Consider the following 25,251-nt stretch of genomic DNA (forward strand, 5'->3'; position numbering starts at 1 on the left):
ATCCGCGTCAGGTCGATTCGGGCGCGGGCATGACGGTGCCGCAGGCCTTGCAGGTGCGGAATTCTTCGCTCTCGAAGAAATAGCTGTACGCCTTGGACACGGGGTCGGCGTTGTAGTCGGCCACCGTAAAGCTTTCTTCGTGCAGCGGGTGATCGCACTTCTGGCAAAACCATTGAAAGCGGTCGATTTCACCTTTCTGCCGCGCGCGTTCCTGCACCAGCAAGTAGGCATCGGGCGGAAAGCGGGGCGAGTGCGGGATGCCGGCGGGCGTGTAGATGACGGCGCCTTCCTTGAGCACGGCGATCTCTTCCTTGCCGTCGGCGGTACGGTAATGCAGGTTCATCTCTCCCTTGATCATGTACATCATTTCGTCGCTGGGATTGATGTGGAATTCGCTGCGGTATTCGCGGCCGCGGGCCACGAACACGAGCGACTCGGGCGCCTGCCACAGCACACTGACACGCTTGCCGGTGGCACTGAGTTTTTCGCCTTCCTTCAGAAGGTCGACGATGGGCATCTGGAACATGGGGGTCTCCTTGGGAGCTGAGGTCACGGGGTGACGTCAGCGTGCGGCGTCGGGTCGAGTTGGGCCGGGGGTCAGCCCAGGTAGGCGACGCAGTCGATCTCGACCTTGACGCCTTTGCGATGCGGCGTGCCGCCGATGCAGGTACGGGTGACTTTTTCGCCATTCATGACGTCGCGGAAGGCTTCGTTGAAGGCGGGGAAATCGGCGGTGTCGCGCAGGCAGACGCGCATGTTGACGACATGCGCCAGCGTGGCGCCGCCGGCCTCGAGCACCGACACCAGATTCGCCAGCGTGCGTCGCGTCTGTTCGGCGATGTCGTCGGACACGACTTCGCGCGTGGCGGGGTCGAGTGGGCCCTGGCCCGAGACATACAGGAAGTCGCCCGCGCGGATGGCCTGGGCGAGTGGCGACGGTTTGCTGGCGTCGGTAAACCCGGTAACCGGGGCCTGCGCGGACTGGACAAGAATCTTAGGCATGCGGCGTCTCCGATGATGCGCGTGACGACTCAAGCTGCGCCCCGAAGGCGAGCACCTGGTCGTCGTGGAATTTGCGGCCCGCGACCTGCAGGCCGAAGGGCAGGCCGTCGGCGGTCGTGCCCAGCGGCAGGGCCAGGGCGGGCTGCTGGGTCAGGTTGAACGGGAAGGCGTAGGGGCTGGCCAGCGGCCAGTTGTGCGTGCGCGCGATCTCGGCCGCTTTGGGATGGCCCTGCGCGCACAGCTTGCCAATGTCGAACGCGCCGCTGGAAGCGGCCGGCGTCAGCAGCAGGTCGATGCGGGAAAAAGCGCGGGCAAGTTCAGTGGATGCTTCACGCAGGCGCACGCGGCTGCGGGCCAGCGTGTCGGCGGTGAGCGAGGCGCCCGCGTCGAAGCAGGCCTGCAGGCGCGGATCGAACTGTGCGCGAATGTGCACCGCCAGGGTCACGAAGGATTCATGGATGCGGCTGAGCCACACGTTCCAGAAGTCGATGGCCAGCGCGGCCCAGTCGAAGCGGAAGGCTTCGATGCGATAGCCCTGCGTGCGCAGCGTTTCCACCTGCGCCTCGACGGCGGCGGCAATGGCCGGGTCCAGGCCAGCGTCCGGGCCGATGTCGATGCAATAGCCGAGGACGGGAGCCTGGCCGGCCGCTCCAGCTGCGGCACGGGATTCATTGCCTTGTGGCGTCGCGTCAGTCCGGTGTGCCGATGACCGCGCCGTGATTCCCCGCGGATACATCGAATACGGATCCAGCGGGTCTGCAAAGCTCAGCACGTCCATCGCGATGCGGCAGTCCTCTACCGATCGCGTCAAGGGCGTCAGGTGCGCGAACTCGGCAAACGCACTTTGCGGGCCGAGCGGGATCGCGCCGAAGGTCGGCTTGAAGCCGACCAGGCCGCAAAAGGACGCCGGGATGCGGATCGACCCGCCGGCGTCGCTGCCCAGGGCCAGCGGTCCCCACCGGCGGCCAATCTGCGCGGCCGCGCCGCAGCTGGAGCCGCCGGGCGATTTGCCGAGCCGGGTCGGGTGCAGGGTGATGCCGGTGGCCGTGGATTCGGAATTTGCAGCCCAGCCGAATTCCGACGTGGTGGTCTTGCCGAAGAGCACGGCGCCGCCTTCGCGCAAGCGCCGCACCGATGGGGCATCGTTCGGGGCAGGGGCGTCCGATGTGGCCGTCGATCCGCGGCGCGTCGGGTAGCCGGCCACATCGATCAGGTCCTTGATCGACACCGGAATGCCATCGAGCGGGCCGAGCAGCGCGCCGTGCCGATGCCGCTGCGCCGAGGCCTCGGCCATCGCCAGCGCCGCGGTCTTGTCGAGCACGCAAAAGGCATTGACCGGGTCGGACCCGATCGCATCGAACAGCGCTTCGGTCACGTCCACCGGTGTCGCGGTCCCGGACGCATAGGCATCGCGCAATTGCGCGATGCTCAGGGCGTGCAATCCTTGGGAAGGCATCGTGACCTCCTTACTTCGTCTCGGCCTTGGGTTCGATGGTGGCGAACTCGACGTTGGCGAGCCGGCCGTCGACCTTCTGGACTTTGCGCATGTACACGCGCTGGATGATGTCGCGGTTGCCGGCATCGATCTGAATGGGGCCGCGCGGGCTGGTCAGTTTCAGGCCCTTGAGCGCCGCCAGCATGGCATCGCCGTCGCCCTTGCCGCCGGTCTTGCGCAGTGCTTCGTAGATGGCGGCCATGCCGTCGTAGGCCGCCACGGACATGATGGTGGGCCGCGCCGTGGCGCCGCGCAAGGCTTTGAAGTCCTGCACGTACTTCTTGTTTTCAGGCGAGTCGTGGTCCATCGAATACGGGTAGCCGGTGACGACGCCAAGCGCATCGTCGCCCATCGAATCGATCGCGGCTTCGTCGGTGATGTCGCCCGTGCCGATGAGCACCGAGCCCACGTCGGCCAGCTTGCGGTTGCGGAACTCGCGCATGAAGGCGGGCGCGACGTCGCCAGCGTTCACATACGTGAAGACGGCAGCCGGTTTCACGTCCTTGATCTTCTGCATGTAGGGCGAGAAGTCGAGCGTGGTGATCGGCGTGCGGACGGAGCCGACCAGCTCGCCGCCTGCCGCCTTGTACGCGGCGGCGAAGGATTTTTCGACGTCCTGCCCGGGCGAGTAGTCGGCCACCACGGAGTACGCCGTCTTGTAGCCTTGATCGACGGCCCAGCGCGCGATCGGCGGCACGATGTTCGGGAACGAGAACGACACCCGCACCATGTACGGAGACCGGGCCGTCAGCTCAGCCGCCGCGGCGTTCATCACGATCATGGGGGTCTTGGATTCCGTGGCCACCGGCGCCACCGCCAGCGCGTTCGGACTGAAGCCGAAGCCCGCAAGGAATTGCACCTTGTCGCGTACGACCAGTTCCTGCGCGTGCCGTTTGGCAACCTCGGGATTCGGGCCGCCCACATCCTTGATCACGACGACCACTTTTTTGCCCGCGACCGTCTCGCCGAATTGCTTCTGGTAGACCTTGATGCCGGCTTCCATCTGCTTGCCGAACTCGGCAAAGGGGCCCGACATTTCGGCGATGAGACCGATCTTGACCACGTCTTGTGCCATCGCTGCCGGCATGCCGGCCATTGCCGCTGCGATGACGATGCCACTGCCCAGACCCGTCTTCAATGTGATGCCCATGATGTTGCTCCGCATGATTGTCAGTGTGCTGTAGGTGCTGCGGGGTGAGCCGCGAAGGGTTGCGCCGCCAAGGGTTGCGCTGCTGCCGGCCCTGCCGCGGCGTGTGCTGCGTCGTCTGCAGAAGGTTGCCCGGCGTTGCGATGGGATGCCACGCCCAACAGTTCGCCCAGCAAGGCCGGGTTGCCCGCCAGGTCGGCGCTGCTGCCGCGATATTTGATGCTGCCGCGCTCAAGCACGATGGCCTGGTGCGACATCGACAGTGCCAGCACCGGATGCTGTTCGACCACGATCGCAGTCAGGCCGTCGCGCTGGCACATGGCGCGAATCGCGTCCGCCAGTTCTTCGACGATGATGGGCGCCAGGCCTTCCATCGGCTCATCCAGCAACAGCAGTTGCGGATTGGTCATGAGCGCGCGGCCGATCGCCAGCATCTGTTGTTCGCCGCCCGACAGCTGGCCGCCGTAGTTGCCGCGGCGTTCACGCAGGCGCGGAAACAGCTCATAGACGCGCGCCGTGTTCCATACGCCGGGCAGGGCGACCACCTGCAGGTTTTCCTGCACGGTCAGGGACGGAAAGACCTCGCGTTCCTGCGGCACCCAGCCGATGCCGCGACGCGCGCGGTCGGCCGGATTCAAGCGGGTGATGTCCTGGCCCAGCCAGTGGATGGCGCCGCGTTTGACGGCGGTGTTGCCCATCAGCGTTTCGAGCAGGGTCGTCTTGCCGACGCCGTTGCGGCCCAGGATGGCCAGCGTCTCCCCCCGGTTTACCGACAGCGTCAGGCCGTTCAGCACGACCGCCTGGCCGTACCCGGCCGTGAGGCCTTCCATGTGCAGGAAGTCAGGCATGGACGGCTCCGGTGGCAGCGCCGCCAGCGTCGGCGGCGCGGGTGACGGAACCGGCTGCTTCCTTCGGCAGCCCCGGGGGATGGCCTACCTCAGTACTGCCCAGGTACGCCCGCCGCACGTCGGCATGGTTCGCGATCTCGTCGGGCGTGCCGTCGGCGATGACGGCGCCCGCAACCAGCACCGAAATGCGTCGTGCAAAGCGGAACACCAGGTCCATATCGTGCTCGATGAACAGCACCGTCATGGATTCCGGCAAGGCGGCAATGGCCTCGAACACCTCGCCGCTTTCGTCTTCGGGTATGCCTGCGGCGGGCTCATCCAGCAGCAGAATGCTGGGCCGGGCGGCCAGGGCCAGCACGATCTCCAGAAGCCGTTGCCGTCCATAGGCCAGTTGCGACGTCACGGTGCGGGCATGCGCGCCCAGCCCGAACCGCGTCAGCAGGTCATCGGCCTCGTCATGGATCGCGGTGTTGCCGCGAAAGCTGCGCCAGAACACCCGGCCCACACCGTCGCGCTCGGCAATCGCAAGCGCGGTGGCTTCGTGCGGAGTGAGCCTCGGGAACAGCGTATTGATCTGGAAGGTCCGCACCAGACCGCGATGCACGCGGCGATCGGCAGGCATGCGGGTGATGTCGTCGTCGTCCAGATGGATGCTGCCGCCCGTGGACGCAATGACGCCCGTCAGCAGGTTGATCAGCGTCGTCTTGCCCGCGCCGTTCGGCCCGATCAGCGCATGGCGGCTGCCGGGTGGCACGGTCAGCGTCACGCCATCGACGGCGGTGAAGGCGCCGAACTTCTTGGTCAGGCGATCCGTGCGCAGGGTGGGCGCGCTCATAGTGCGTCCTTCATCGTTCGTCCTTGATCGCGACCACGCGCGACAGTCCGCCCAGCACGCCGCCACGGCCCAGCATGACGACGGCGATCAGGAAGATGCCCAGCCAGAACATCCAGAATTTCGGGTCGAAGTCCGAGAACAGGTCGTGCACCGTCATGTAGAGCAGGGCGCCGATCAGCCCGCCATACAGGCGGCCGGTGCCGCCCAGGACCAGGATGATGAGGACTTCGGCCGACCGGTTGAAGCTCAGCATTTCCAAGCCGACGAACTGTGTGGTCTGCGCCAGCAAGGCCCCGGCGATGCCTGCGATGGCCGCCGAAAAGGCATAGGCCAGGCGCAGGCGCGCATCGACCGGAGAACCGATGGCCAGCATGCGGCGGCGGTTGTCGTGGATGCCCCGCAGCACCATGCCGAACGGGGACCGCAGCATGAGGCGCACGGCCAGGAAGATCAGCAGCACGATCACGAACGCATAGACAAAGCCGGTCTTGCCATACATGTCGAAGCGGAACTGGCCGAGCACGGGCCACATCTCGATGCCCTGCAAGCCGTCGGCGCCGCCGGTGATATCGCTCAGCCGGTTGGCGAGTTCGCCGAACAGCACGCACACGCCAATGGTGATCATGAGCCGGGTCAGGTCGGCGCCCCGCACGATCAGGTAGCTGAGCAGGTAGCCGATGGCCAGGCATACGACGGCGGCCAGCAGCAGGCCCGAGAACGGCTCGCCCCATCCGTGTTTGGCCAACAGGCCGGCGCCGTAGGCCCCGATGCCGAAGAAGGCGGCATGGCCCACGGTCAGGATGCCGGCGTAACCGAGGGCAATGTCCAGGCCGACGGCGAACAGGCCTGCGATCAGGATCTGCGTGATCAGCACCAGCTTGCCAGGAAAGACGACATAACTGGCGGCCAGGGCAAGCCAGAAAACGATTTCCAGCCCGGTCACGGTGCGGCGGGTAAGGGCGATCATGCCTGGCCTCGTTTGGGAATCAGGCCGCGCGGGCGGACCAGCAGCACCAGCACCATCACGACGTAGATCAGGAAGGCGCCGGCTTCGGGGTAGTAGTACTTGCCGGCCACGTCGACGATGCCGACCAGCACGGCCGCCACAAACGGGCCAAGCAGGGTGCCGGCCCCGCCGACACAGACCACGATCAGGAAATAGACCATGTACTTGAGCGCGAAGGTCGGCTCCAGGCCCAGAATGCCCAGCCCCAACGCGCCGCCCAGCCCCGCCAGGCCGCAGCCGAAGGCAAAGGTCAGGAAGAACAGGCGCTCGACCCGCACACCCAGCGCCTTGGCAACGCGCTGATTGTCCACGGCGGCGCGGACCATGGCGCCGTAGCGGGTCTTTTCCAGCAGCAGCATGAGCAGCAACAGAATGGCAATGCCGACCCCGATCAGGAACAGGCGATAGGCGCCCACCTCGAGCCCCAGCAGCGAGACCTGCCCCTGCATCCAGACCGGCGGCCGAAAGGGCTGCATGCCCGGGCCGAACAGATAGGTGGCGCCGGCCACCGCCACGAAGACGATGCCGATCGACAGCAGCACGTGATCAAGCGGATGCGCGCGGTACAGGCGGCGAAAGAACACCCATTCGAGGATCGCGCCAGCCAGGGCGGCGGCCACGAAGGCCAGAGCAAGGCTGGCGAGGAAGGGGACCTGCCAGTGCGTCATGGCCAGGCTGGCGGCGTATCCGCCCACCATGGCGAACGCGCCGTGGGCCAGGTTGACGAAGTTCATCAGCCCCAGGGTGATCGACAGACCGACGCCGATCAGGAACAGCAGCATGCCGTAGGCAAGCCCATCGAAGATCACGATGCCCATGCAGGACTCGCGGATACGGAGTTTTCCGAGACGACGTGATACAGCTGGCAGACGCTGGCACTCACCCACACCCCCTGTTCCAGATGCCCGCAGTGGCTTGGTATTTCGTATACGACGGTGGCCGCACTCCACCTGTCGTATGGGACGCCTGCGAGGCGACAGCAAGAATGACACGCGTCGAGAAAATCGACTTTATGTCGGATAATCGATCACAGTCTGCCGAGTGCCCGAAAGCATGTCAACAGTTTTGCGCTGCAGCATGGCGCTGTCCAGGGGCTTATGAACAGCGGTCAATGCCAGGCTGTGTTCCAGCGCGTCGTGGACGGCGCGCAAGTGACGATGCAGCAGGGTCGCGGCGTTTTTCAGGCGACCGCGTTCTATGGCGTCCAGGATGGCCAGATGTTCCGCAGCCTGTTGGCGGGTGCGCCCGGGATCCTGGATGGCGCCGTGGGGCAGGGCGGTGCGCAGGCGGTGGATGCGGTTCAGCGCGTCGATCAGGAAGCGGTTGCGGGAGGCCGCGGCAAGCGTCTGGTGGAACCGCACGCCGCGCTCGTGCAGGTCCTGGGCGGACGCGTGCCGGTCGACGATACGTTGCTCGGCCTCACGGCATCGGGCAAGGGCGTCCGGGGCGAGCCGGTACCCCGGCTCCTTCAGGGCCGCGGGCTCGAGCAGCATCCGGCTGCGGGTGGCCTGCAGCAGGGCGTCGGGCGACGTGAGCAGCGACGAAAACGTCCAGCCCTGCCCGGCGTTGCGATCGGCCCAGCCGTCGTGCTGAAGAAGGCCCAGCAGGGCGGCCAGCCGGCCTCGCGTCAGGCCGTAGCGGGACTGCAGTTGCGCTTCGCTGAAAGTGCCTGGCAAGACGCCAGCACGCCGGTCGTCGGCAATGGCGCGGCACAGGTCGGTCAGCGATGGCGGCGTGCCGGCCCCCGAGGGGTCGAGCTGATAAAGCAGGGCGGACAGGTGGGCGTCCGGGTCGACGCCTTGATGCCGCATGAACGGCCGCCCCACCGCATAGCCCTGGCCGGGTGCGTGCGCGATCAGGCCGCGTGCGTGCAGCAGGGCCAGCGCGCTGTTGACGGGCGATCGGGACAAGCCCCACTGATCGGCCAGGGCCTGGGCGCGCAAGGGGCGGCCAGGCTCGGCGCGCTGGTCATGCAAGTCAGTCAGGATACGGGCGGCAAGGGCCAGGGCGGCAGTCATGCCGGGCATTGTGCGGGGAGCGCGGGGTCTTGGCGCTTGTCACCATGGACAAAAACATCCATCCGTAATCAGGACGAAATAGGCGGGTGGAATGCTGTTCGAAGGCGCCGCCTGCCCTTGGGCAACCGGTGCCCGCACGGCCTGCAATTTGCACGATGTGTACCGATCATGCAGACGGGGGGCCCGGCCCGGCTTGCCGCGCGCTGTTTCCCGTGAGAGGGTCCGGTTCCGGGCCTGTGTTTTAAGTCGATCCGCGCCCGGCAAGTCCTTTGCAACGGTCAACAGAAGGCACCCTTTTGCGCCAGAGGCCCCGCCAGCAAGGGTCCGATCCCAATGGCGCTTACGTGCCGGCCCCTTTGTGCTCATCTCTGATTGAGAGGGGTTTCGTTCGTGCCTAGTCTGGGGTTTTGGACAGGCAGGAGAACGCGATGAGAGCATCGATCGATTGCGCAGTGCTGATGGTGCCGGCGCACAAACACTGGGTGGATCCCTTGCTGGCGCCCGACGTCCTGCCAAACGGGCGGTTCAAGCTGCATCCGTTGGGGCTGGACGGCACGGCATGGCCATCGGGTCGGGTCCGCGACACCGGTTGGTCGGCCGACGTATTGCGCAAGGCCGCGCTGCAACTCAAACGATACGACGTCTGCCTGCTGCCCATCGCGCTCGATACGCTGGCATGGACCCGGCTCGCGCTGGCCAATGCACGCGAAGTGATCGACACGCCCCTGGTCGGGATCTCGCGCGATCTGAAGGCCGCCGGCTTGCAGGACCTGCTGGCGCTGGGCATGGCCGACTTCCTGCGGCATCCGGTGTGCACCGAAGAACTGAAGATCCGGTTGGCCCAGCGCGTGGCCGCCAGTCCGGCCGTGTCGGTGCTGAACGATTCTGCGGTCGACCGGGCGCGCATGTCGGCGGCCAGGATAGACCAGATGGTGCAGACCTTCTTGTCCCCTGCCGCGGGCGAGCCGTTTCGGGCCGCCAAGGCGCGCATCGTGACCGAGTTCGAACGGCAGTACGTCAACGAACTGCTGTTGCTGCATCAGGGCAATATCTCGCAGGCAGCCAAGGCAGCGAACAAGAACCGGCGCGCCTTCTGGGAGCTGATGCGCAAGCACGAGATTGGCGCGGATCTGTTCCGGTAGACGGGTGCGTGTTCTGTCAGCTGCGCGATGAGCCGAACACCGACGCCAGGAAGTCGACGAAGGCCTTGACGTGCGGGGGCGTGGGCCGCTGTGCGGTGAACAGCGCGGCGATGGGCGGGCCCGGGCGGCGCCAGTCGGGCAGCACCTGTACCAGGCGCTTTTCAGCCAGGGGCTGGGCCAGCAGAAAGTCCAGGTCTTCATACACCCCCAGGCCGGCCAACGCGCAGGTCAGGCCCGCGCGGGCATTGTCGACGGTCAGGTCGCCCTTGGCTGCGAAGGTGACGGTCTGTTTGCCCTTGACCAGCTGCCAGTCGAAGGGGCGGCCGGATTCGGCATCCCAGAAGTCGATCAGGCGGTGCCGCCGCAGCTCGTTCGGGTGACGGGGCGCATCGACCATTGCCAGATAGGACGGGCTGGCAGCCATGATGTAGTTGCCCCGGCCCAGCAGCTTGAAGCGCAGCGGCGAATCGCGCAGCAGGCCAACGCGCAGCCCGATGTCGGCGCCCGACACACTGGGGTCGACCGCGCCTTCGTTGAGCGAGATGCGCAGCGAGACGTCGGGGTAGGCGCGCACGAACTCGGGCAGGCGCGGCAGGACACGGGCGTTGGCCACCGATTCCGACATCTCGACGTGCAGATGGCCTTCGGTGCGGCCGCTGCGGGTCTGGATTTCGGCGTCGAGTGTCGCGAGTCCCTGCAGCAGCAGGCCGGCGCGCTCGGCGTAGCGTTCGCCTTCGCGGGTGAGCGAGACGCGGCGCGTGGTCCGGTTCAGCAGGCGCACGCCCAGGTGCTGTTCCAGTTCCTGCACATGGCCGGTGACTGCCGAACGTGACACGCCCATCTTGCGGGCGGCGCCCGTGAAGCTGCCTGCGTCGGCGACCGCAAGGAAGGCACGGATGGGAGTCAGTTTATCCATTGTTCAAATTTATCAAACAATGCCGTCGCCGCATGCAAGCAATGGCTACGTATACTTCTTGTATCGATTACTGCGTCCTCATTTAAGGAGCGACCCCATGTTCAGCCCGCTGAGTTGCGGCGCGAGCGCAAGGCGCCCTGCCAAGACAGTACCGGCTTACGCCGGATCTTCGCTGACGACTTCCGTCGTCGGGTTGGCTGGTGCCGACGCCCGCAATGGCCGTCCTGCCCGTATCCGCCAGGCCCTGCATTTCCTGCCGTCTTTGCTGCCGTCTCCCGAGCGTTAGTGCCTTGCGTCGGAGGGTAGCCGCCTGCATGCAGGTGGGCCCGCTTCGATGTCGCACGCCCTGGTTCCGTACGACGACTCCTGTTCGAAGAACCACGTCCCGCATGCCTGTGCGTTGCTTCGTTGCGCCTGTGCGTGTTCTTGGGAGACTCATCATGACCACCGTCAACACCTCCGCGATGCCGTCGGTATCCGCACCCGTTGCCGCCTTCAAGCCGACCCTGCGCCAGTGTCTCTGCGCCGCAGCGATCGTCTTGTTGCCGTACGCCGCCATGGCTGCAATATTGTTGCTGAACGGGTAACAATCCGTCAAAACGCAAAAGCCGGACACACCGTCTGGCGCCATCGCCTGCATGCGTTTATCGCGCGCCGGCGTTCATGCCGCGCGTCTTGCGCGGCTGCAGTTCCCTCGCCGGGCCTACGGGTCTGGCCGCACTGCCCATAATTAGAAAGAGAGTTTGTCATGCGTCATTGGTTTTTTCTTTTCCTCGCCATCGCGGCGGAAGTCACCGGCACCAGCCTCATGAAATGGGGCAGCACCAGTGGCCACCCCGGCGGCCTGCTTGGCATGTTCGTGCTGCTGGCCCTGTCGTATTACGCGCTGTCGCTGGCGGTCGAACGCGTTCCCATGGGCGTTGCCTACGCCATCTGGGAAGGGGTTGGCATCGTGTCGATCGCGCTGATCAGCCTGCTGCTGTTCAACGAAAGCCTGAGCGCCGGCAAGGCGCTCGGCATTGCCGCGGTGCTGGGCGGCATCGTGCTGCTCAAGCGCGGTATTGCCAGCGAACGTGCGGTGGCCAAGGAACGCGTCGATCAGCCCGGGCCGCAGGTCCGGCCAGGCCCGCTCGCCGTGCTGCCTTTGGCCTGGAGCCCCAGCCATGCTTGACACCTACACCTGGTTCCACGGCGCCATGCTGCTGTGCGCCGTGGTGTTCGAGGTCACGGCCAACATCTTCCTGAAGCTGTCCGAAGGCTTCAAGCGGCGTGGCTACGGTGTGCTGTCGATCGCGCTGGTGCTGGCGGCCTTCAGCTGCCTGTATCTGTCGCTGGACGGTATTTCGCTTACGCTGGCCTACGCCACGTGGGGCGGCCTGGGCATTCTGGCCACTGCTCTGGTGGGCTGGTGGATGTTCGGCCAGCGTATCCAGCTGGCAGGTTGGGCAGGCATCGGGTTGCTGGTGGGCGGCCTGCTGATGATGAAGTTTGCCTGAGCGCAGCTGGTCAAGACGTAACGGTATGACGGCTTTGTCCTCCCCCGATGCAGGCGGGCGCCTGCGCAAGGGTAAAATCCCCGTCTTTCCCCAAGCCGAGGGCTCTTCCGTGTCCGCCCCTACACTCCAGAACGATGTTTTCCTGCGGGCCCTCGCACGCCAACCGACCGAGTACACGCCCGTCTGGCTGATGCGCCAGGCCGGCCGCTACCTGCCCGAATACAACGCCACGCGCGCGCGGGCCGGCTCGTTTCTTGGCCTGGCCAAGAACCCGGACTACGCGACCGAAGTCACGCTGCAGCCGTTGGCGCGCTTTCCGCTGGACGCCGCCATCCTGTTTTCGGACATCCTGACCATCCCCGACGCCATGGGCCTGGGCCTGAGTTTCGAGACCGGCGAAGGCCCGCGCTTTGCGCGCCCGCTGCGCACCGAGGCCGATGTGGCGGCGCTGGCCGCGCCTGACATGAACGAACTGCGTTATGTGTTCGACGCGGTCACGCAGATCCGCCGCGAACTGGCGGGCAAGGTGCCCCTGATCGGGTTCTCGGGCAGCCCGTGGACGCTGGCCTGCTACATGGTGGAAGGCGCGGGGTCCAGCGACTACCGCACCGTCAAGACCATGATGTATCAGCGTCCCGACCTCATGCACCGGATCCTTGAGATCAATGCGGAAGCGGTGGCGGTCTACCTGAACGCGCAGATCCAGGCAGGCGCCCAGGTCGTCATGATCTTCGACAGCTGGGGTGGCGTGCTGGCCGACGGCCTGTTCCAGGAATTTTCATTGGCCTATACCCGCAAGGCGCTGGCGAGGCTGATTCGCGAAAACGATGGCCGGTCGGTGCCGTCCGTGGTGTTCACCAAGGGCGGCGGCTTGTGGATCGACGACATTGCCGATCTGGGCTGTGATGCGATCGGGCTGGATTGGACGGTCAACCTCGGCAAGGCGCGCGAGCGGGTGGGCGGTCGTGTGGCGCTGCAGGGCAACCTGGATCCCATGACGCTGTTTGGCGGTGAAGACCGTATCCGTTCCGAAGTGATCCGCACCCTGGACAGTTTCGGCAACCACCCCGGGCACGTGTTCAACCTGGGGCACGGGATCTCGCAGTTCACGCCGCCCGAAGCGGTGGTGACGCTGGTCGATGCCGTGCACAGGCACAGCCGGGCCATGCGCGCCTGATCCCGCGCAACCGGGGTGCAGCGGGTTGCCGCAGGGTTTGCAGGGTTGCTGGGCTAACGGGTTAACGGGTTAACGAGCTGACCCGCGCTGCTATCGGGTAGCGACCATGCCGGCGTGTCCCAAGGCGGCCTACACCTCGGGGGATGGCACGGATTTGCAGTTCGGTCTGCCCCGTGGTATGGCCGGCGGGATATGCGGGCGGTGACTTATTCACATTGTTGACGTCTTTCATGCACGCTTACAAATATGTGCGAAGCCTATTAATTTCAAGCCTAAGTTGTTGATCGATAAGGGAAATTAAAAAAGTTTTCCAGACTGGCCGGAGGATGTGCTAAGCCTTCCGGACGCTAGCCCGAGAGTTGCACCGGTGTTGTCCCCAAAGTTGTCCACAGGCGGATTGGGGACAACAAAATGTGCCGTTCACGCAGTGGTTTAGGGGGCACTCCGAGGTTTTACTTTAAGTGTGATGCCGGTTTCGGGGCCAGGCCAAGCTTGAACCCCCTACGGCCTTTTTTTCCCATCCTCCTGATGCATGAGTGACTGCCCGTCGATTGCTCTATGCCGACTCGCAATGACCCAAACCAGTGCGTTATCGATTTCTGCGGATTCCGAGGCTCAATCCTCAACCGGATGGGTGCGTGTTGCGCTCGATGTGCCGGTGCCGGGACTGTTCGACTACCGCGTCGCCCAGGCGGTCAAGGTCGGCCAGCGGGTGGTGGTGCCCTTCGGGCGCCGTGACCTGATCGGCGTGGTGGTGGATCTGCCCGCCACGCCCGCGCTGGACGAATCGAAGCTGCGCGACGTGATCCGGGTGCTGGACGACCTGACGCCCTTGCCGGAAGACTGGCTGCGGCTGGCGCGCTTTGCCGCTGAGTACTACCAGCGCCCGCTGGGCGAGGTGATGCTGCCGGCGCTGCCGGGGCCGCTGCGCAAACCCTCGTCGTACGACGGCGTGCGGTCGGGTGATGGACCGATTGCCCGCCTGGACGAACGCGCCGGACGGGCGGATGCGGCGGCGGCCAAGGCGGCGGCGAAGGAAGCTCGGGCGACCGACAAACTGGCGCGGGCGGCCGAGAAGGCGGCCACGGCGGCTGACAAGGCAGCGAAAGCCGCCGCCAAGGCCGGCAGCAAGCCTGCCGTCGTTGATCCGCAGCAGGAAGGCGCAGGCGATGCAAATGCGCAAGAAGGCGCAGGCGATGCGAATACGCAAGAAGGCCCGGGCGATGCTGGTGCGCAAAAAGGCGCAGGCGACGCTATTGCGCAAGCGAGCGAGCGCGATGCCGACGCGCAAGACAGCGCAGGCAACCCCGACGTGGCCGACGACAGGATTGTCGACCTGTCTGACGCCGCGGTCGCCGAGGTGCCGGCGCGCACGGCAGACCTTGCGACGTCGTCGGCATCCGTCCCTTTGACCGAAGCTGTGGACAACCCTGTGGATGCGCCTGTGGACAGGACCGCCCCCGCAGCCTCCGCAGCCTGCGATCCTCCGCTCGATCCCGCCGGCAGCCCCGTTGCTATCACGCGCCCCGTGCTGGGCCGGGCACAGCAGGAAGCTGTCGACTCCCTGGCCACGCTGGAAGGTTTCAAGCCCGTCCTGCTGCATGGCGTGACCGGCAGCGGCAAGACCGAGGTCTACCTGCATGCGGCCGAACGGGTGCTGGCGGCGGGCCGCCAGGTGCTGCTGCTGGTGCCGGAGATCAACCTGACGCCGCAGCTCGAAGGCGTGCTGCGCCGCCGGCTGGAAGCGACGGCGGGCAAGGACGGCGTGGCGGTGCTGCACAGCGGCCTGGCCGATGGCGAGCGGCTGTCGGCCTGGCTGCGGATCGTGCGTGGGCAGGCGCGGGTGCTGGTGGGCACGCGCCTGGCGCTGTTCACGCCGATCCCGAACCTGGGGCTGATCGTGGTGGACGAAGAACACGACCCGTCCTACAAGCAGCAGGAAGGTTTGCGCTATTCAGCGCGGGACCTGGCGATCTGGCGGGCGCGCGACCTGGGTATTCCGGTGGTGCTGGGGTCGGCCACGCCGTCGCTGGAAACCTGGCAGCACGCCGAAAGCGGCCGCTACCTGAAACTGTCCTTGCCCGACCGCGCGCAGGCCGCCGCGCCTCCCAAGATCCGGCTGATCGACACGCGGCAGATCAAGCTGAAGGAAGGGCTGTCGCCGCACGTGCTGACCGCCGTGGGCGAGCGACTGGCGCGGGGCGAGCAATCGCTGATCTTCCTGAACCGCCGGGGTTATGCGCCGGTGCTGCATTGCGAGGCCTGCGGCTGGGTCAGCGGGTGCAAGCGGTGTTCGGCCTATATGGTGCTGCATCGGTCGGCATCGCAACGGGGTAGCCACGCGCGGCATGAACTGCGGTGCCACCACTGCGGCTGGCAGGAACGCGTGCCGCCGGCCTGCCCGGATTGCGGCAACCAGGACTTGCAACCCATGGGCCGCGGCACGCAGCGGCTGGAGGAACACCTGGCCGAATTGTTCCCAACCGCGCGGATCGCCCGGATCGACGCCGACAGCACGCGACGCAAAGGCAGTGCGCACGCGCTGTTTTCGCAGATGCATGCCGGAGAGATCGATATCCTGGTCGGCACGCAGATGGTAGCCAAGGGGCATGACTTCCAGAACCTGGGGTTCGTGGGCGTGCTCAATTCGGACGCGATGCTGTTCTCGCACGATTTCCGGGCGCCTGAAAGGCTGTTTTCGCAGCTGATGCAGGTGGCCGGGCGCGCGGGGCGCAGTGGCGTCGCCAGCGAGGTGTTCGTGCAGACCGGATATCCGGAACAGCCGCTGTATCAGTCGCTCATCAAGCACGATTACGACGGCTTTGCGCGGTACGCGCTGGACGAGCGCAAGGCGGCCGGCCTGCCGCCATTCGCCTTCCAGGCCCTGCTGACGGCCGAAGCGCCCGAGCTGGCGCAGGCCGTGGGCTTTCTGGGGCAGGCCCGCGCCGAGTCCGAAGACGGCATGCTGGACGGCGCCGACGAAGCGACCCGCGCGGCCCTGGCCCGGATTACGCTTTATGATCCAGTGCCCCTGCGTGTGGTGCGGGTGGCCAATGTCGAGCGGGCGCAGCTGCTGATCGAAAGCGATCACCGGCCGGCGCTGCAGCACTTCCTGCACGTGTGGGGCGCGCGCCTGCCGGCCCTGGCGTCAGCGGCCCGGGTGCGGTGGCATCTGGAAGTCGACCCGCTGGAAATCTGACCCCGGCAACGTGATGACCCCAGCACAGTGATGACCCGGCCCCGCGCGACGGGGCAAACGCAAGCTTTCCCTCTGGTGTACCCGCATGACTGCTCCATCGACTCCCGACGTTCCTCCCGTGTCCTCGACGGTCCGCAAGCTGGACCGCGCGCAGTCGCAGCTCGACGCGAAGGGCGGGCCGGCCGAGCCGTTCGTGCTGCCGCCCGTGGCCGGGGGCATGAACGATGCCCAGCGCGAGGCGGTGCGGCATCTGGACGGTCCGTGCCTGGTGCTGGCGGGCGCTGGCAGCGGCAAGACGCGCGTGATCACCCAGAAAATCGGCTACCTGCTGCGCGACTGTGGTTACAACGCGCGCAACGTGGCCGCGCTGACCTTTACCAACAAGGCGGCCAAGGAGATGGCCGAGCGGGTCAAATCCGTCGCGGCGCCGAACCAGTTGAAGGGCCTGACGATCAGCACCTTCCACTCGCTGGGCGTGCGGCTGCTGCGCGAAGAAGCCAAGAAGGTCGGGCTCAAGCCGGCGTTTTCGATCCTGGCGTCCGACGACGCACTGGGCATCGTGCAGGACCTGATCGCCACCACCGACAAGGGCCGCCTGCGCGCCGTGCAGAACACGATCTCGTTGTGGAAGAACGCGCTGGTCGAGCCCGATGAAGCCGAACGGATTGCCGCCACCGAAGGCGAGCGGGAAGCCGCGCGTGCCTACCGCAGCTACAACGCCACGCTGCGGGCCTACCAGTCGGTGGACTTCGACGACCTGATCCGCCTGCCGGCGCAGCTGCTGGAACGGGACGACGAAGCGCGCGAACGCTGGCAGTCCCGCCTGCGCTACATGCTGGTCGACGAATACCAGGACACCAATGCCTGCCAGTACCGGCTGGTGCAGCTGATCACCGGGCCGCGCGCCATGTTCACGGCGGTGGGCGACGATGACCAGGCCATCTACGCGTGGCGCGGCGCGACGATCGAGAACCTGGCCAAGCTCACCACCGATTATCCGAACCTGAAGGTCATCAAGCTCGAACAGAACTACCGGTCGGTGCAGCGCATTCTTGCCGCCGCCAACCGGGTGATCGAAAAGAACCCCAAGCTGTTCGACAAGAAGCTGTGGTCCGACCTGGGCGCGGGCGATCCCATTATGGTGGTGCCCATGGATGGCGAGGAAGCCGAAGCCGAATCGGTGGCCGTGCGCATCTCGGCCGCGCGCTTCGAAAAGAAGGCGCAGTGGAAGGACTTTGCGATCCTGTACCGAAGCAACCACCAGGCGCGGGTCATGGAACAGGCGCTGCGCAACCTGAAGATTCCGTACATGGTGTCGGGCGGCCAGAGCTTTTTCGACAAGGCCGAAGTGCGGGACGTGCTGGCCTATCTCCGGCTGATCGCCAACGACGAAGACGACCCGGCCATGATCCGCGCGATCACCACGCCCAAGCGCGGCGTGGGACAGGCGACGCTGGAAGTGCTGGGCAACTATGCGGGCGAGCGCGAGATCCCGCTGTTCGCGGCGATTTTCGAGACGGGCCTGGAGCAGCGTCTGGCCGCGCGGCAACTGGGCCAGTTGCGCGAGTTTGGCGAATTCATCCACCGCATGCAGTGGCGTGCGGGGCGGGGCGCCAGTGGCGAGGCCATCACGTCGGCCGAGCCCGCGGGCGAGATCCTGGACGACCTGCTGCGCGCCATCAACTACGAACGCTATCTGTACGACACGTTCGATGAACGCGGCGCGCAGACGCGCTGGCAGACGGTGCTGGACCTGACCGGCTGGCTGCGCCGCAAAGCCGAAGAAGACAACATGACGCTGGTCGAACTGGTGCAGCACATTGCGCTGATCACCATGCTCGAAAAGAACGACGAAGAAGATCCGGACGTGGTGCGGCTATCGACCCTGCACGCGTCCAAGGGCCTGGAATACCCCCACGTGTATCTGGTGGGTGTCGAAGAAGGCCTGCTGCCGCACCTGGGCAAGGACGACGAGGAAGGCGACCCGGCCAAGGCGGCGGAGTCGCTGGTCGCCCGCGTGCAGGAAGAGCGGCGGCTGATGTACGTGGGCATCACGCGCGCGCAGCGCAGCCTGCATGTGACGTGGTGCAAGAAGCGCAAGCGCGGCCGGGAAGACGTCGCGCGCGAGCCGTCGCGATTCATTGAAGAGATGGGTCTGGGCGGCGACAAGATGGTCGACACCACGCCTGCCATGAGCGCGAAAGACCGGCTCGGGATGCTGAAGGCGCTGCTGAACAAAGGCGGCTGAGGCAGCCAGGACGGCTTGGAGGAACCCGCCTTGCCTGACCGCCGCCTTCTGACCGGGCTGCCCGGCCAGCGCCCTTACACGTACCGCGGAATCGGCCCGTTGTGCGGGGTCTGATCCGGCAGGTCGACCTCGACCTTGTCCGCAAAACACCAGCCCCAGCCTTCGGGCGGATCGTAGCCTTCGATGATCGGATGCTGCGTGGCGTTGAAGTGCGCGCGGGCATGGCGATTGGGCGAGTCGTCGCAGCAGCCGACGTGGCCGCAGGTGCGGCACAGGCGCAAATGAACCCACATGCTGCCGGACTGGAGACATTCTTCGCAGCCAAGGGCGCTGGGGGTGACGTGGGCGATGCTGGACGTATGCGTGCAGGACGAGCTCATGACGTTCCTTGCTGAAGGCGGTGGCAGGCGGCCGGTTGCCGGGATATCAAGTGCCGAGTATGGCATCGGCGCGGCCGCATCCCAACCCCCGGATGGGGGAGACGCGGTCCGGACACGACCCTAAAAGCGGTAAAGTAGCCCACGCCCGGCCATGCCGCGGTGATTGCGCCGGCATGTCGCCAGCCGCCTCTACGAGATCCGCACTATGGTTGACCAGGGCCTGTCCGCCTTTCTGAACAACGGCGACGCCACGTGCGCCCGGTTCACGCGCATCGACTGGTCGGCCACGCCGCTCGGGCCCGTCGATTCCTGGCCCACCGTCATCAAAAGCACGCTTGCCACCTGGATGGATTCGCCCCAGGCCATGTTCCTGGCATGGGGGCCGGACCTGCGCTTTTTTTTCAATGATGCCTATGCGCCGATGCTGCTGGAGCGGGTCGAAGGAGCCATGGGCCGTCCTTTTCATGAGCTGTGGTCCGACGTGTGGGACGACATCGAATGGATCGTGATCCGGGCGCTGGCGGGCGAGGGCACGCGCATCGAAGAGATGCCCCTGTCCATGGTGCGCCATGGCGTGCGCAAGCCGACCTGGTGGACCTTTACCTACATGCCGGTGCGGGATGACCACGCCAACATCGTCGGCATGATGTGCACCGTGGTGGATGTGACGAGCGCAGTGCAGGCCAGGGCACAGGCCGATCGCGAGCGCGAGCGCCAGCGTCTACTGCTGCAGCAGATGCCGGGCTTTGCCGGTCTGCTGTACGGGCCCGAGCACATCTTTGACTATGTCAACGATTCTTACCAGGCGCTGTTCGGGCCGCGTCCTTTCGTCGGCCAGGCCATTCGCGATGTATTTCCCGAGCTGGAAGGCCAGGGCTTCTACGAGCTGCTGCATGCGGTCTACACCACCGGCGAGCCCATCGTGATGCACGGCTTTCCCATCCAGATGGCCGGCGAGGCGCAGCCCCGTTATCTGGACTTTCTGTATCACCCCGTGCGCAACGATGTCGGGGACATCATCGGCATCTTTACCGGTGGTTATGAAGTCACCGAGAACGTGCGCGCCGAAGAGGCGTTGCGGCTCATGAATGAGACGCTTGAACATCGGGTGCAAGAGCGCACGTCGGAACTGCTGCGGGCGCAAGAGGCGCTGCGGCAGTCGCAGAAAATGGAAGCAATCGGCCAGCTGACCGGCGGTCTGGCGCATGACTTCAACAACCTGCTGACGGGTATCAGCGGGTCGCTCGAACTGATGCGGCGACGGCTGCACCTGGGCACGCTGGACCGCGCCAGTACCGAACGTTATATCGACACCGCCCAGGGCGCCGCGCAGCGTGCCGCGTCCGTGACGCATCGCATGCTGGCCTTTGCGCGCCGGCAGACGCTGGATCCGCAGCCCACCGACATGAACCGGCTGGTGCACGACATGGTGGAGCTGCTGCGCCGCACGGTCGGTCCGGCGATTCCGGTGGAGGTGCTGCTGGCGCCGGGGCTGTGGTTGACGATGGTCGATGCCGTGCAGCTGGACAACGCCCTGCTGAACCTGTCGATCAACGCGCGCGACGCCATGCCGCATGGGGGCCGGTTGACGATCGCCACCGCCAACCGGTCGATCGCGCCCGGGTTGGCGTCCGAACTGGGGCTCGTGGCCGGGGATTATGTCGCGCTGAGCGTGACCGACGACGGCATCGGCATGACGCCCGACACGGTGGCGCGCGCGGTGGAACCGTTCTTTACGACCAAGCCCCTGGGGCAGGGCACGGGCTTGGGCCTGTCGATGGTGTACGGCTTTGCGCGGCAATCGGGCGGCGTGCTGCGCATCGAGTCCACGTTTGGCGAGGGCACGACCATGAGCCTGTTCCTTCCGCGTGTTGACGGCGCCTCGAGCGAAGGCAGCGAGTCCGCCGGGGACGCCGCAGCCGCCGTTCCGGTGCGGCGCGCGCGCGTGCTGGTCGTCGATGACGAGATCACCGTGCGCATGCTGGTGACCGAGGTGTTGAAGGATGCCGGCATGCTGCCCATCGAGGCCGAAGACGGCCCGTCGGCCATGACGGTGCTGCAGAGCGATGTGGCGCTGGATCTGATGGTGACGGACGTGGGCCTGCCCGGTGGCATGAACGGCCGGCAGCTGGCCGATGCCGCGCGCGCCCAGCGTCCGGACCTGAAGGTGCTGTTCATTACCGGCTATGCCGAGAACGCGTTGATCGGCGACGGGGTGCTGGAGCCCGGCATGCAGGTGCTGACCAAGCCGTTCACGGTGGACAACCTGCTGGATCGGGTGCGGCAATTGACGCTTGCCCGCTGAACGGATGACGAAGGGCTGTCCGGGCCATGCAGTTCTTACATGCGGCGCCCCGGCGCCATGGAGCCGTGACGCCGCATATCCAGGGGTATCCAGGCCTTACTGCTGAGTTGCCTTCGGGCACGTGGCTTGCGGGGAGTGTCTTCCCGAAACCCAGCACGAGAGCCTCATGGAAATTCATATCAATACTGGCAATGGCATGGAAAACCGGGTCAAGCTCGAACAGTGGGCCGACAGTGAGATCCGCAGGAATCTGGGCCGCTTTACCGACGATGTGCGACGCATCGAAGTGCATTTGTCGGACGAGAACAGCCAGAAGGGCGGCGCGGACGACAAGCGCTGCATGATCGAAGCCCACGTCATCGGACAGAAAGCGGTTGCCGTCAGCCACAATGCGCCGACGCTCGAGCAGGCGCTGAACGGCGCCGAGAGCAAGGCCCGTCGCGCGCTGGACAGCGCCCTGGGCAAGGTGCGCGATCATCGCGACCATACCTCGATCCGCACCGATGCCGCCGGCACGGGCGTGCCCGGTGCGGGCGATAGCGTCAGCGAGAGCGAGAGCGACGGCGACGGCGACGGCGACGACTGAGCGTGTCAGGCGTGGTGGAGCCGTCATGCCAACCTCACCAATGGGCCAGGCATCGCTATTTGATGACGATGCGCTTGGCGCGCCCACCCCGCCGCTTCCTGGCCCGCCGGGCTTTCGCTACGAAGCCGGGTTTCTGAGCCCTGACGAAGAAGCTGACTTGCTTGGTCAGATGGCGGGTTTGCCGTTCGAAGCCATGCGCTACAAGAGCTATGTCGCGCAGCGGCGCGTCGTCAGCTATGGCGGGCGCTTCGACTTCGATCGCAACCAGCTGCAAGACACCGATGCGCCGGCCCCATGGGTGCTGCCGCTGCGGAACCGTATCGCCGCGTGGGTGGGCCTGCCGGCCGACGCGTTCACGCAGATCCTGGTGGCGGAGTATTCCGTAGGGACCCCGTTGGGATGGCATCGCGACGTGCCCGATTTCGAAGACGTGGTCGGGGTGTCGCTGGCCGCTGAAGCCACGATGCGCTTTCGGCCGTATCGGCGGGATGGGCAGCCCATGCCTCGGGCCGATGGGGTGAAGCCCGTCGTGTTGAAACAAACGCTGGCCCCGCGATCCATCTATCTGCTGCGGGGTCCGGCGCGCTGGGACTGGCAGCACAGCGTCTCGCCCACCCGATCACTGCGCTATTCGATCACCTTCCGGACGTCGGCGCGGCGCGCGTTCGCAAAGCGGTGATGGGCCGGATCGCGGTGCTCTGATATCGTTACGCCCGTTATTGGCGCAATCGGGCATCGCATGACTCAACGTTCCCTTCCCCTGGCGGGCATTCGCGTTCTTGACCTGACGCGGGTTCTGGCCGGCCCCTGGTGCACCCAGAATCTGGCCGACCTGGGCGCCGATGTCATCAAGATCGAAAAGCCCGGCAGCGGCGATGACACCCGTTCCTGGGGACCGCCTTACCTTCAGGACGCCGAAGGCAACGACACCCGCGACGCCGCCTACTACCTGTGCGCCAACCGCAATAAGCGGTCGGTGGCGGTGGACCTGGCAACGCCAGAGGGCGCACGCGTGCTGCGCGAGCTGGCCGCGGTCAGTGACGTGCTGGTGGAAAACTTCAAGGTGGGCGGACTGGCCAAATACGGCCTCGATTACGAGAGCCTGAAGGCGATCAACCCTCGGCTGATCTACTGCTCGATCACCGGCTTTGGCCAGAGCGGCCCCTACGCCAGCCGGCCGGGATACGACTTCATGATCCAGGGCCTGGGCGGCCTGATGAGCATCACGGGCGAACGTGACGGCCTGCCGGGCGCGGGACCGCAGAAGGCCGGCGTGGCGGTGGTCGACATCGTGACCGGCATGTACGCCAGCGTGGGCATCCTGGCGGCCTTGCAGGAGCGCCACCAGAGCGGGCTCGGGCAGCGGCTGGACATCGCGCTGCTCGACAGCGTGGTGGCCATGCTGGCCAACCAGAACATGAACTTCCTGACCACGGGCAAGGCCCCCGGGCGGTCCGGCAATGCCCACCAGAACATCGTGCCCTACCAGGTGTTTCCGGCGTCCGATGGGCACCTGATTGTTGCGGTGGGCAACGATACGCAGTTTCGCGCCTACTGCGTGGCGATGGACGCCATGCATCTGTCGTCCGACCCGCGCTTCCAGACCAACCAGTCACGCACGATCAACCGTGACGTGCTGGTGCCCCAACTGGCCGAGATCATGGCCTCCAGGCCGCGGGATTACTGGCTGGAGCGGCTGGAGGCAGTGGGCGTGCCCTGCGGTCCGATCAACACCATCGAACAGGTGTTTGCCGACCCGCACGTGCAGGCGCGCGGACTGCGCCTGGACCTGCCGCACGCCGCGGCCGGCACGGCCCCCAGCGTCGCCAGCCCGCTGCGCTTTTCGGACACGCCCGTGCAGTACCGCGCGGCGCCGCCGGTGCTGGGTCAGCATACCGACGAGGTGCTGCAGGAAGTGCTGGGCTGGGGGGCGGACGATGTGGCGGCCTTGAAGGCGGGGGACACGGGTACGGCGTGAGGGCGTCTGCCCTGCTGGGTTGCAGGCGCAGATAAAAAAACCCCCGAGGGCGAGCCCGTCGGGGGTTTTTTGTTGCCTGCGTGCCCGGTGCCCGGTCTGGCCAGGCGCGGAGCGGCTTACTTGGCGGCGTCGACCATGTACTGGACGGTGGCGCGGATGTCGGCTTCGGTTGCATTGGCGGCGCCGCCCTTGGGTGGCATCGCGCCCTTGCCGGCGATTGCCGTGGCGACCATGGTGTCCATGCCGGTGGCGATGTACTTGGCCCAGGCGGCCTTGTCGCCAAACTTGGGTGCGCCGGCAACGCCGGTACCGTGGCAGGCGAAACAGGCGCTGTCATACAGCTTCTTGCCGTCGCCGGTGGAGGCGGCGGCAGTCGGAGCGGCAGCAGCGGGGGCGGCAGCCGCGGCGGGGGACGTTGGCGCCGCAGCCGGCGTGGCGGGCGCTGCCGGAGCCGGTGCGGGCACCGCGGCCGGGGCAGCAGCTGCCGCGGCGGGAGCCGCCGACGCATCGGCCGTGGCGGCAGGCGCTGCAGGGGCGGGCGCTTCGGGTTCCTTGAAGCTGGCGCCGCTGGCATTGGCCATGTAGGCCACCGCGCGCGCCACTTCGAAGTCATCCAGGTCGGGGTTGCCGCCCTTGGCGGGCATGGCGCCCTTGCCTGCGATGGCTACCTTGACCATCTCTTCCAGGCCGGTCTGGATGTACTTGGCCCAGGAACCGTTGTCGCCGAATTTAGGCGCGCCGGCAACGCCGGCGGCATGACAGGTGGCGCACACGGCCTTGTAGACCGCTTCGCCCGTCTGGAACACCCGCGGCGCGTTGGCGTCACGAATTTCGAAGCCGGCCACTGGCGCGATGCGCGCGTCGATCGCGGCGGGCGTCTGTGCATCGGCACCGGCGTTGGTTCGCGTGCCGTTCACGACGAAGTGGACCAGCAGGATGATGATGATGACCGGTGCCACAAGGGACAGAACGATCACCGTGATCAGCTGACGAGGCGTCCGGATCGGCGATTGGTGATCTTGCGTGTGGTCGTGATGCGCGTTGCTCATTGCGAAATCCTGCAGGTCCACCGGCCGGGACAGGGGAGCGCGGCACGGGACGGTTACGGGGGAATGATACGGTCTTGACTGCTTTTATTCCGGCGCCGAGGGCATGCTGCTCTGGGGTCTCCTTCCAGAGCGCGAGCATGGCGGCCGATTCATTTTTTGCACACAACCGCCTGATTATAGCGGGATGGACTCACGGGGTGCTTGATTGGTGTTCCCCCGGGTAAGCCCGCTTGCGCAGTGGCGTTGCAGCCGCGACACGACAGGAAATCTGCAAAGCCGGATCGGACCGCAGGACGAACGCGCGAATGCAAGCTACAATAGTCGACTTAGCGCCCGTAGCTCAATGGATAGAGTACTGCTCTCCGAAGGCAGGGGTTGCTGGTTCGATCCCAGCCGGGCGCACCAATTTCTCGGATTTTCGTCA

At 66.1% G+C, this 25,251-nt stretch carries 22 protein-coding genes, 1 tRNA gene and 1 pseudogene; 12 read left to right on the forward strand and 12 right to left on the reverse strand.

Features of this window, described 5'->3' with window-relative positions:
* Positions 1-7: 7 nt before the first annotated feature.
* The 9 genes and pseudogenes from IE116_RS17540 to IE116_RS17580 all read right to left on the reverse strand — a co-directional run bounded on the left by IE116_RS17540 (position 8) and on the right by IE116_RS17580 (position 8,351).
* Entirely contained in the window at positions 8-526 is a 519-nt protein-coding gene (locus tag IE116_RS17540) for a 3-hydroxyanthranilate 3,4-dioxygenase (protein ID WP_189614201.1), read from the reverse strand.
* Positions 527-597: 71 nt separating this feature from the next.
* Positions 598-1,002, reverse strand: coding sequence for a RidA family protein (locus IE116_RS17545; RefSeq protein WP_189614202.1), 405 nt, complete (start codon positions 1,000-1,002; stop codon positions 598-600).
* Entirely contained in the window at positions 995-2,458 is a 1,464-nt protein-coding gene (locus IE116_RS17550; protein ID WP_189614203.1) for an amidase, read from the reverse strand. Before IE116_RS17550 ends, IE116_RS17545 begins: the two co-directional genes overlap by 8 nt.
* Before the next feature lie 10 nt (positions 2,459-2,468).
* On the reverse strand, positions 2,469-3,647 hold the full coding sequence (locus tag IE116_RS17555) for an ABC transporter substrate-binding protein (protein WP_189614204.1): 1,179 nt from the start codon (positions 3,645-3,647) through the stop codon (positions 2,469-2,471).
* A 149-nt stretch (positions 3,648-3,796) separates the two neighbouring features.
* A pseudogene (locus tag IE116_RS17560) lies at positions 3,797-4,492 on the reverse strand (ABC transporter ATP-binding protein); the annotation flags it as partial.
* Positions 4,485-5,327 carry an ABC transporter ATP-binding protein gene (locus tag IE116_RS17565; protein ID WP_189614206.1) on the reverse strand — a complete coding sequence of 281 codons (843 nt, stop codon included), beginning with the start codon at positions 5,325-5,327 and terminating at the stop codon, positions 4,485-4,487. The gene IE116_RS17565 and the pseudogene IE116_RS17560, both read right to left, overlap by 8 nt.
* Positions 5,328-5,337: 10 nt before the next feature.
* Positions 5,338-6,294: a branched-chain amino acid ABC transporter permease gene (locus IE116_RS17570; RefSeq protein WP_189614207.1), complete on the reverse strand. Its 957-nt coding sequence runs from the start codon at positions 6,292-6,294 to the stop codon at positions 5,338-5,340.
* Positions 6,291-7,151: a branched-chain amino acid ABC transporter permease gene (locus tag IE116_RS17575; RefSeq protein ID WP_189614208.1), complete on the reverse strand. Its 861-nt coding sequence runs from the start codon at positions 7,149-7,151 to the stop codon at positions 6,291-6,293. Before IE116_RS17575 ends, IE116_RS17570 begins: the two co-directional genes overlap by 4 nt.
* A gap of 192 nt (positions 7,152-7,343) precedes the next feature.
* Positions 7,344-8,351 (reverse strand): GntR family transcriptional regulator, encoded by a 1,008-nt coding sequence (locus IE116_RS17580; RefSeq protein ID WP_189614209.1) that lies wholly within the window; start codon positions 8,349-8,351, stop codon positions 7,344-7,346.
* A 428-nt stretch (positions 8,352-8,779) separates the two neighbouring features.
* Between IE116_RS17580 and IE116_RS17585 the strand changes: the two genes are divergently transcribed.
* Positions 8,780-9,493, forward strand: a complete 714-nt coding sequence (locus IE116_RS17585) for a hypothetical protein (RefSeq protein ID WP_189614210.1) — start codon at positions 8,780-8,782, stop codon at positions 9,491-9,493.
* Positions 9,494-9,509: 16 nt separating this feature from the next.
* Here IE116_RS17585 and IE116_RS17590 read toward each other — a convergent pair whose 3' ends face one another.
* Entirely contained in the window at positions 9,510-10,409 is a 900-nt protein-coding gene (locus IE116_RS17590) for a LysR family transcriptional regulator (RefSeq protein WP_179582492.1), read from the reverse strand.
* A 440-nt stretch (positions 10,410-10,849) separates the two neighbouring features.
* Here IE116_RS17590 and IE116_RS17595 point away from each other — a divergent pair, with 440 nt between their 5' ends.
* From IE116_RS17595 to IE116_RS17625, 6 genes are all read left to right on the forward strand, one after another.
* On the forward strand, positions 10,850-10,996 hold the full coding sequence (locus tag IE116_RS17595) for a hypothetical protein (protein WP_189614211.1): 147 nt from the start codon (positions 10,850-10,852) through the stop codon (positions 10,994-10,996).
* 161 nt (positions 10,997-11,157) lie between these two features.
* The gene (locus tag IE116_RS17600) at positions 11,158-11,580 is read left to right on the forward strand and encodes an SMR family transporter (protein WP_189614212.1); all 423 of its coding nucleotides are present in this window, start codon (positions 11,158-11,160) and stop codon (positions 11,578-11,580) included.
* A complete protein-coding gene (mdtI, locus tag IE116_RS17605) occupies positions 11,573-11,905 on the forward strand; it encodes a multidrug/spermidine efflux SMR transporter subunit MdtI (protein ID WP_189614213.1) in 333 nt (110 codons plus the stop codon). Before IE116_RS17600 ends, mdtI begins: the two co-directional genes overlap by 8 nt.
* 109 nt (positions 11,906-12,014) lie before the next feature.
* Positions 12,015-13,082: a uroporphyrinogen decarboxylase gene (gene hemE / locus IE116_RS17610; RefSeq protein WP_229828260.1), complete on the forward strand. Its 1,068-nt coding sequence runs from the start codon at positions 12,015-12,017 to the stop codon at positions 13,080-13,082.
* Between the two features lie 571 nt (positions 13,083-13,653).
* Entirely contained in the window at positions 13,654-16,281 is a 2,628-nt protein-coding gene (locus IE116_RS17620) for a primosomal protein N' (protein WP_229828263.1), read from the forward strand.
* Between the two features lie 217 nt (positions 16,282-16,498).
* Entirely contained in the window at positions 16,499-18,529 is a 2,031-nt protein-coding gene (locus tag IE116_RS17625; protein ID WP_189614737.1) for a UvrD-helicase domain-containing protein, read from the forward strand.
* 74 nt (positions 18,530-18,603) lie between these two features.
* Here the strand turns inward: IE116_RS17625 and IE116_RS17630 are convergent, their stop codons facing one another.
* Entirely contained in the window at positions 18,604-18,909 is a 306-nt protein-coding gene (locus IE116_RS17630) for a UBP-type zinc finger domain-containing protein (RefSeq protein ID WP_189614215.1), read from the reverse strand.
* 205 nt (positions 18,910-19,114) lie between these two features.
* Here IE116_RS17630 and IE116_RS17635 point away from each other — a divergent pair, with 205 nt between their 5' ends.
* From IE116_RS17635 to IE116_RS17650, 4 genes are all read left to right on the forward strand, one after another.
* Complete coding sequence (locus IE116_RS17635) at positions 19,115-21,214, forward strand: PAS domain-containing protein (protein WP_189614216.1); 2,100 nt, start codon at positions 19,115-19,117, stop codon at positions 21,212-21,214.
* A 166-nt stretch (positions 21,215-21,380) separates the two neighbouring features.
* Positions 21,381-21,800 carry an HPF/RaiA family ribosome-associated protein gene (locus tag IE116_RS17640; RefSeq protein ID WP_189614217.1) on the forward strand — a complete coding sequence of 140 codons (420 nt, stop codon included), beginning with the start codon at positions 21,381-21,383 and terminating at the stop codon, positions 21,798-21,800.
* Positions 21,801-21,825: 25 nt separating this feature from the next.
* A complete protein-coding gene (locus IE116_RS17645; protein WP_229828265.1) occupies positions 21,826-22,479 on the forward strand; it encodes an alpha-ketoglutarate-dependent dioxygenase AlkB in 654 nt (217 codons plus the stop codon).
* Positions 22,480-22,539: 60 nt separating this feature from the next.
* Entirely contained in the window at positions 22,540-23,778 is a 1,239-nt protein-coding gene (locus tag IE116_RS17650) for a CaiB/BaiF CoA transferase family protein (protein WP_189614218.1), read from the forward strand.
* 116 nt (positions 23,779-23,894) lie between these two features.
* On the opposite strand, the gene IE116_RS17655 is transcribed toward IE116_RS17650, so the two are convergent.
* Complete coding sequence (locus IE116_RS17655; RefSeq protein WP_189614219.1) at positions 23,895-24,827, reverse strand: c-type cytochrome; 933 nt, start codon at positions 24,825-24,827, stop codon at positions 23,895-23,897.
* A 329-nt stretch (positions 24,828-25,156) separates the two neighbouring features.
* On the opposite strand from IE116_RS17655, the gene IE116_RS17660 reads away from it, so the two are divergent.
* Positions 25,157-25,232, forward strand: a tRNA-Arg gene (locus tag IE116_RS17660).
* The last annotated feature ends 19 nt before the right edge of the window (positions 25,233-25,251 follow it).

Origin of the sequence: Pigmentiphaga litoralis, from assembly GCF_014651835.1 — a bacterium.
Taxonomy (GTDB): Bacteria; Pseudomonadota; Gammaproteobacteria; order Burkholderiales; family Burkholderiaceae_B; genus Pigmentiphaga; species Pigmentiphaga litoralis.

What these genes read in the sequence shown, in the direction of transcription:
- IE116_RS17650 (WP_189614218.1), top strand. Translation starts at nt 22,540, where the DNA reads ATGACTCAACGTTCCCTTCCCCTGGCGGGCATTCGCGTTCTTGACCTG.
- IE116_RS17635 (WP_189614216.1), top strand. Translation starts at nt 19,115, where the DNA reads ATGGTTGACCAGGGCCTGTCCGCCTTTCTGAACAACGGCGACGCCACG.
- IE116_RS17595 (WP_189614211.1), top strand. Translation starts at nt 10,850, where the DNA reads ATGACCACCGTCAACACCTCCGCGATGCCGTCGGTATCCGCACCCGTT.
- IE116_RS17655 (WP_189614219.1), bottom strand. Translation starts at nt 24,827, where the DNA reads ATGAGCAACGCGCATCACGACCACACGCAAGATCACCAATCGCCGATC.
- IE116_RS17625 (WP_189614737.1), top strand. Translation starts at nt 16,499, where the DNA reads ATGAACGATGCCCAGCGCGAGGCGGTGCGGCATCTGGACGGTCCGTGC.
- mdtI (WP_189614213.1), top strand. Translation starts at nt 11,573, where the DNA reads ATGCTTGACACCTACACCTGGTTCCACGGCGCCATGCTGCTGTGCGCC.
- IE116_RS17575 (WP_189614208.1), bottom strand. Translation starts at nt 7,151, where the DNA reads ATGGGCATCGTGATCTTCGATGGGCTTGCCTACGGCATGCTGCTGTTC.
- IE116_RS17645 (WP_229828265.1), top strand. Translation starts at nt 21,826, where the DNA reads ATGCCAACCTCACCAATGGGCCAGGCATCGCTATTTGATGACGATGCG.
- IE116_RS17540 (WP_189614201.1), bottom strand. Translation starts at nt 526, where the DNA reads ATGTTCCAGATGCCCATCGTCGACCTTCTGAAGGAAGGCGAAAAACTC.
- IE116_RS17640 (WP_189614217.1), top strand. Translation starts at nt 21,381, where the DNA reads ATGGAAATTCATATCAATACTGGCAATGGCATGGAAAACCGGGTCAAG.
- IE116_RS17555 (WP_189614204.1), bottom strand. Translation starts at nt 3,647, where the DNA reads ATGGGCATCACATTGAAGACGGGTCTGGGCAGTGGCATCGTCATCGCA.
- IE116_RS17620 (WP_229828263.1), top strand. Translation starts at nt 13,654, where the DNA reads ATGACCCAAACCAGTGCGTTATCGATTTCTGCGGATTCCGAGGCTCAA.
- IE116_RS17580 (WP_189614209.1), bottom strand. Translation starts at nt 8,351, where the DNA reads ATGACTGCCGCCCTGGCCCTTGCCGCCCGTATCCTGACTGACTTGCAT.
- IE116_RS17585 (WP_189614210.1), top strand. Translation starts at nt 8,780, where the DNA reads ATGAGAGCATCGATCGATTGCGCAGTGCTGATGGTGCCGGCGCACAAA.
- IE116_RS17600 (WP_189614212.1), top strand. Translation starts at nt 11,158, where the DNA reads ATGCGTCATTGGTTTTTTCTTTTCCTCGCCATCGCGGCGGAAGTCACC.
- IE116_RS17590 (WP_179582492.1), bottom strand. Translation starts at nt 10,409, where the DNA reads ATGGATAAACTGACTCCCATCCGTGCCTTCCTTGCGGTCGCCGACGCA.
- IE116_RS17545 (WP_189614202.1), bottom strand. Translation starts at nt 1,002, where the DNA reads ATGCCTAAGATTCTTGTCCAGTCCGCGCAGGCCCCGGTTACCGGGTTT.
- IE116_RS17570 (WP_189614207.1), bottom strand. Translation starts at nt 6,294, where the DNA reads ATGATCGCCCTTACCCGCCGCACCGTGACCGGGCTGGAAATCGTTTTC.
- IE116_RS17630 (WP_189614215.1), bottom strand. Translation starts at nt 18,909, where the DNA reads ATGAGCTCGTCCTGCACGCATACGTCCAGCATCGCCCACGTCACCCCC.
- IE116_RS17565 (WP_189614206.1), bottom strand. Translation starts at nt 5,327, where the DNA reads ATGAGCGCGCCCACCCTGCGCACGGATCGCCTGACCAAGAAGTTCGGC.
- IE116_RS17550 (WP_189614203.1), bottom strand. Translation starts at nt 2,458, where the DNA reads ATGCCTTCCCAAGGATTGCACGCCCTGAGCATCGCGCAATTGCGCGAT.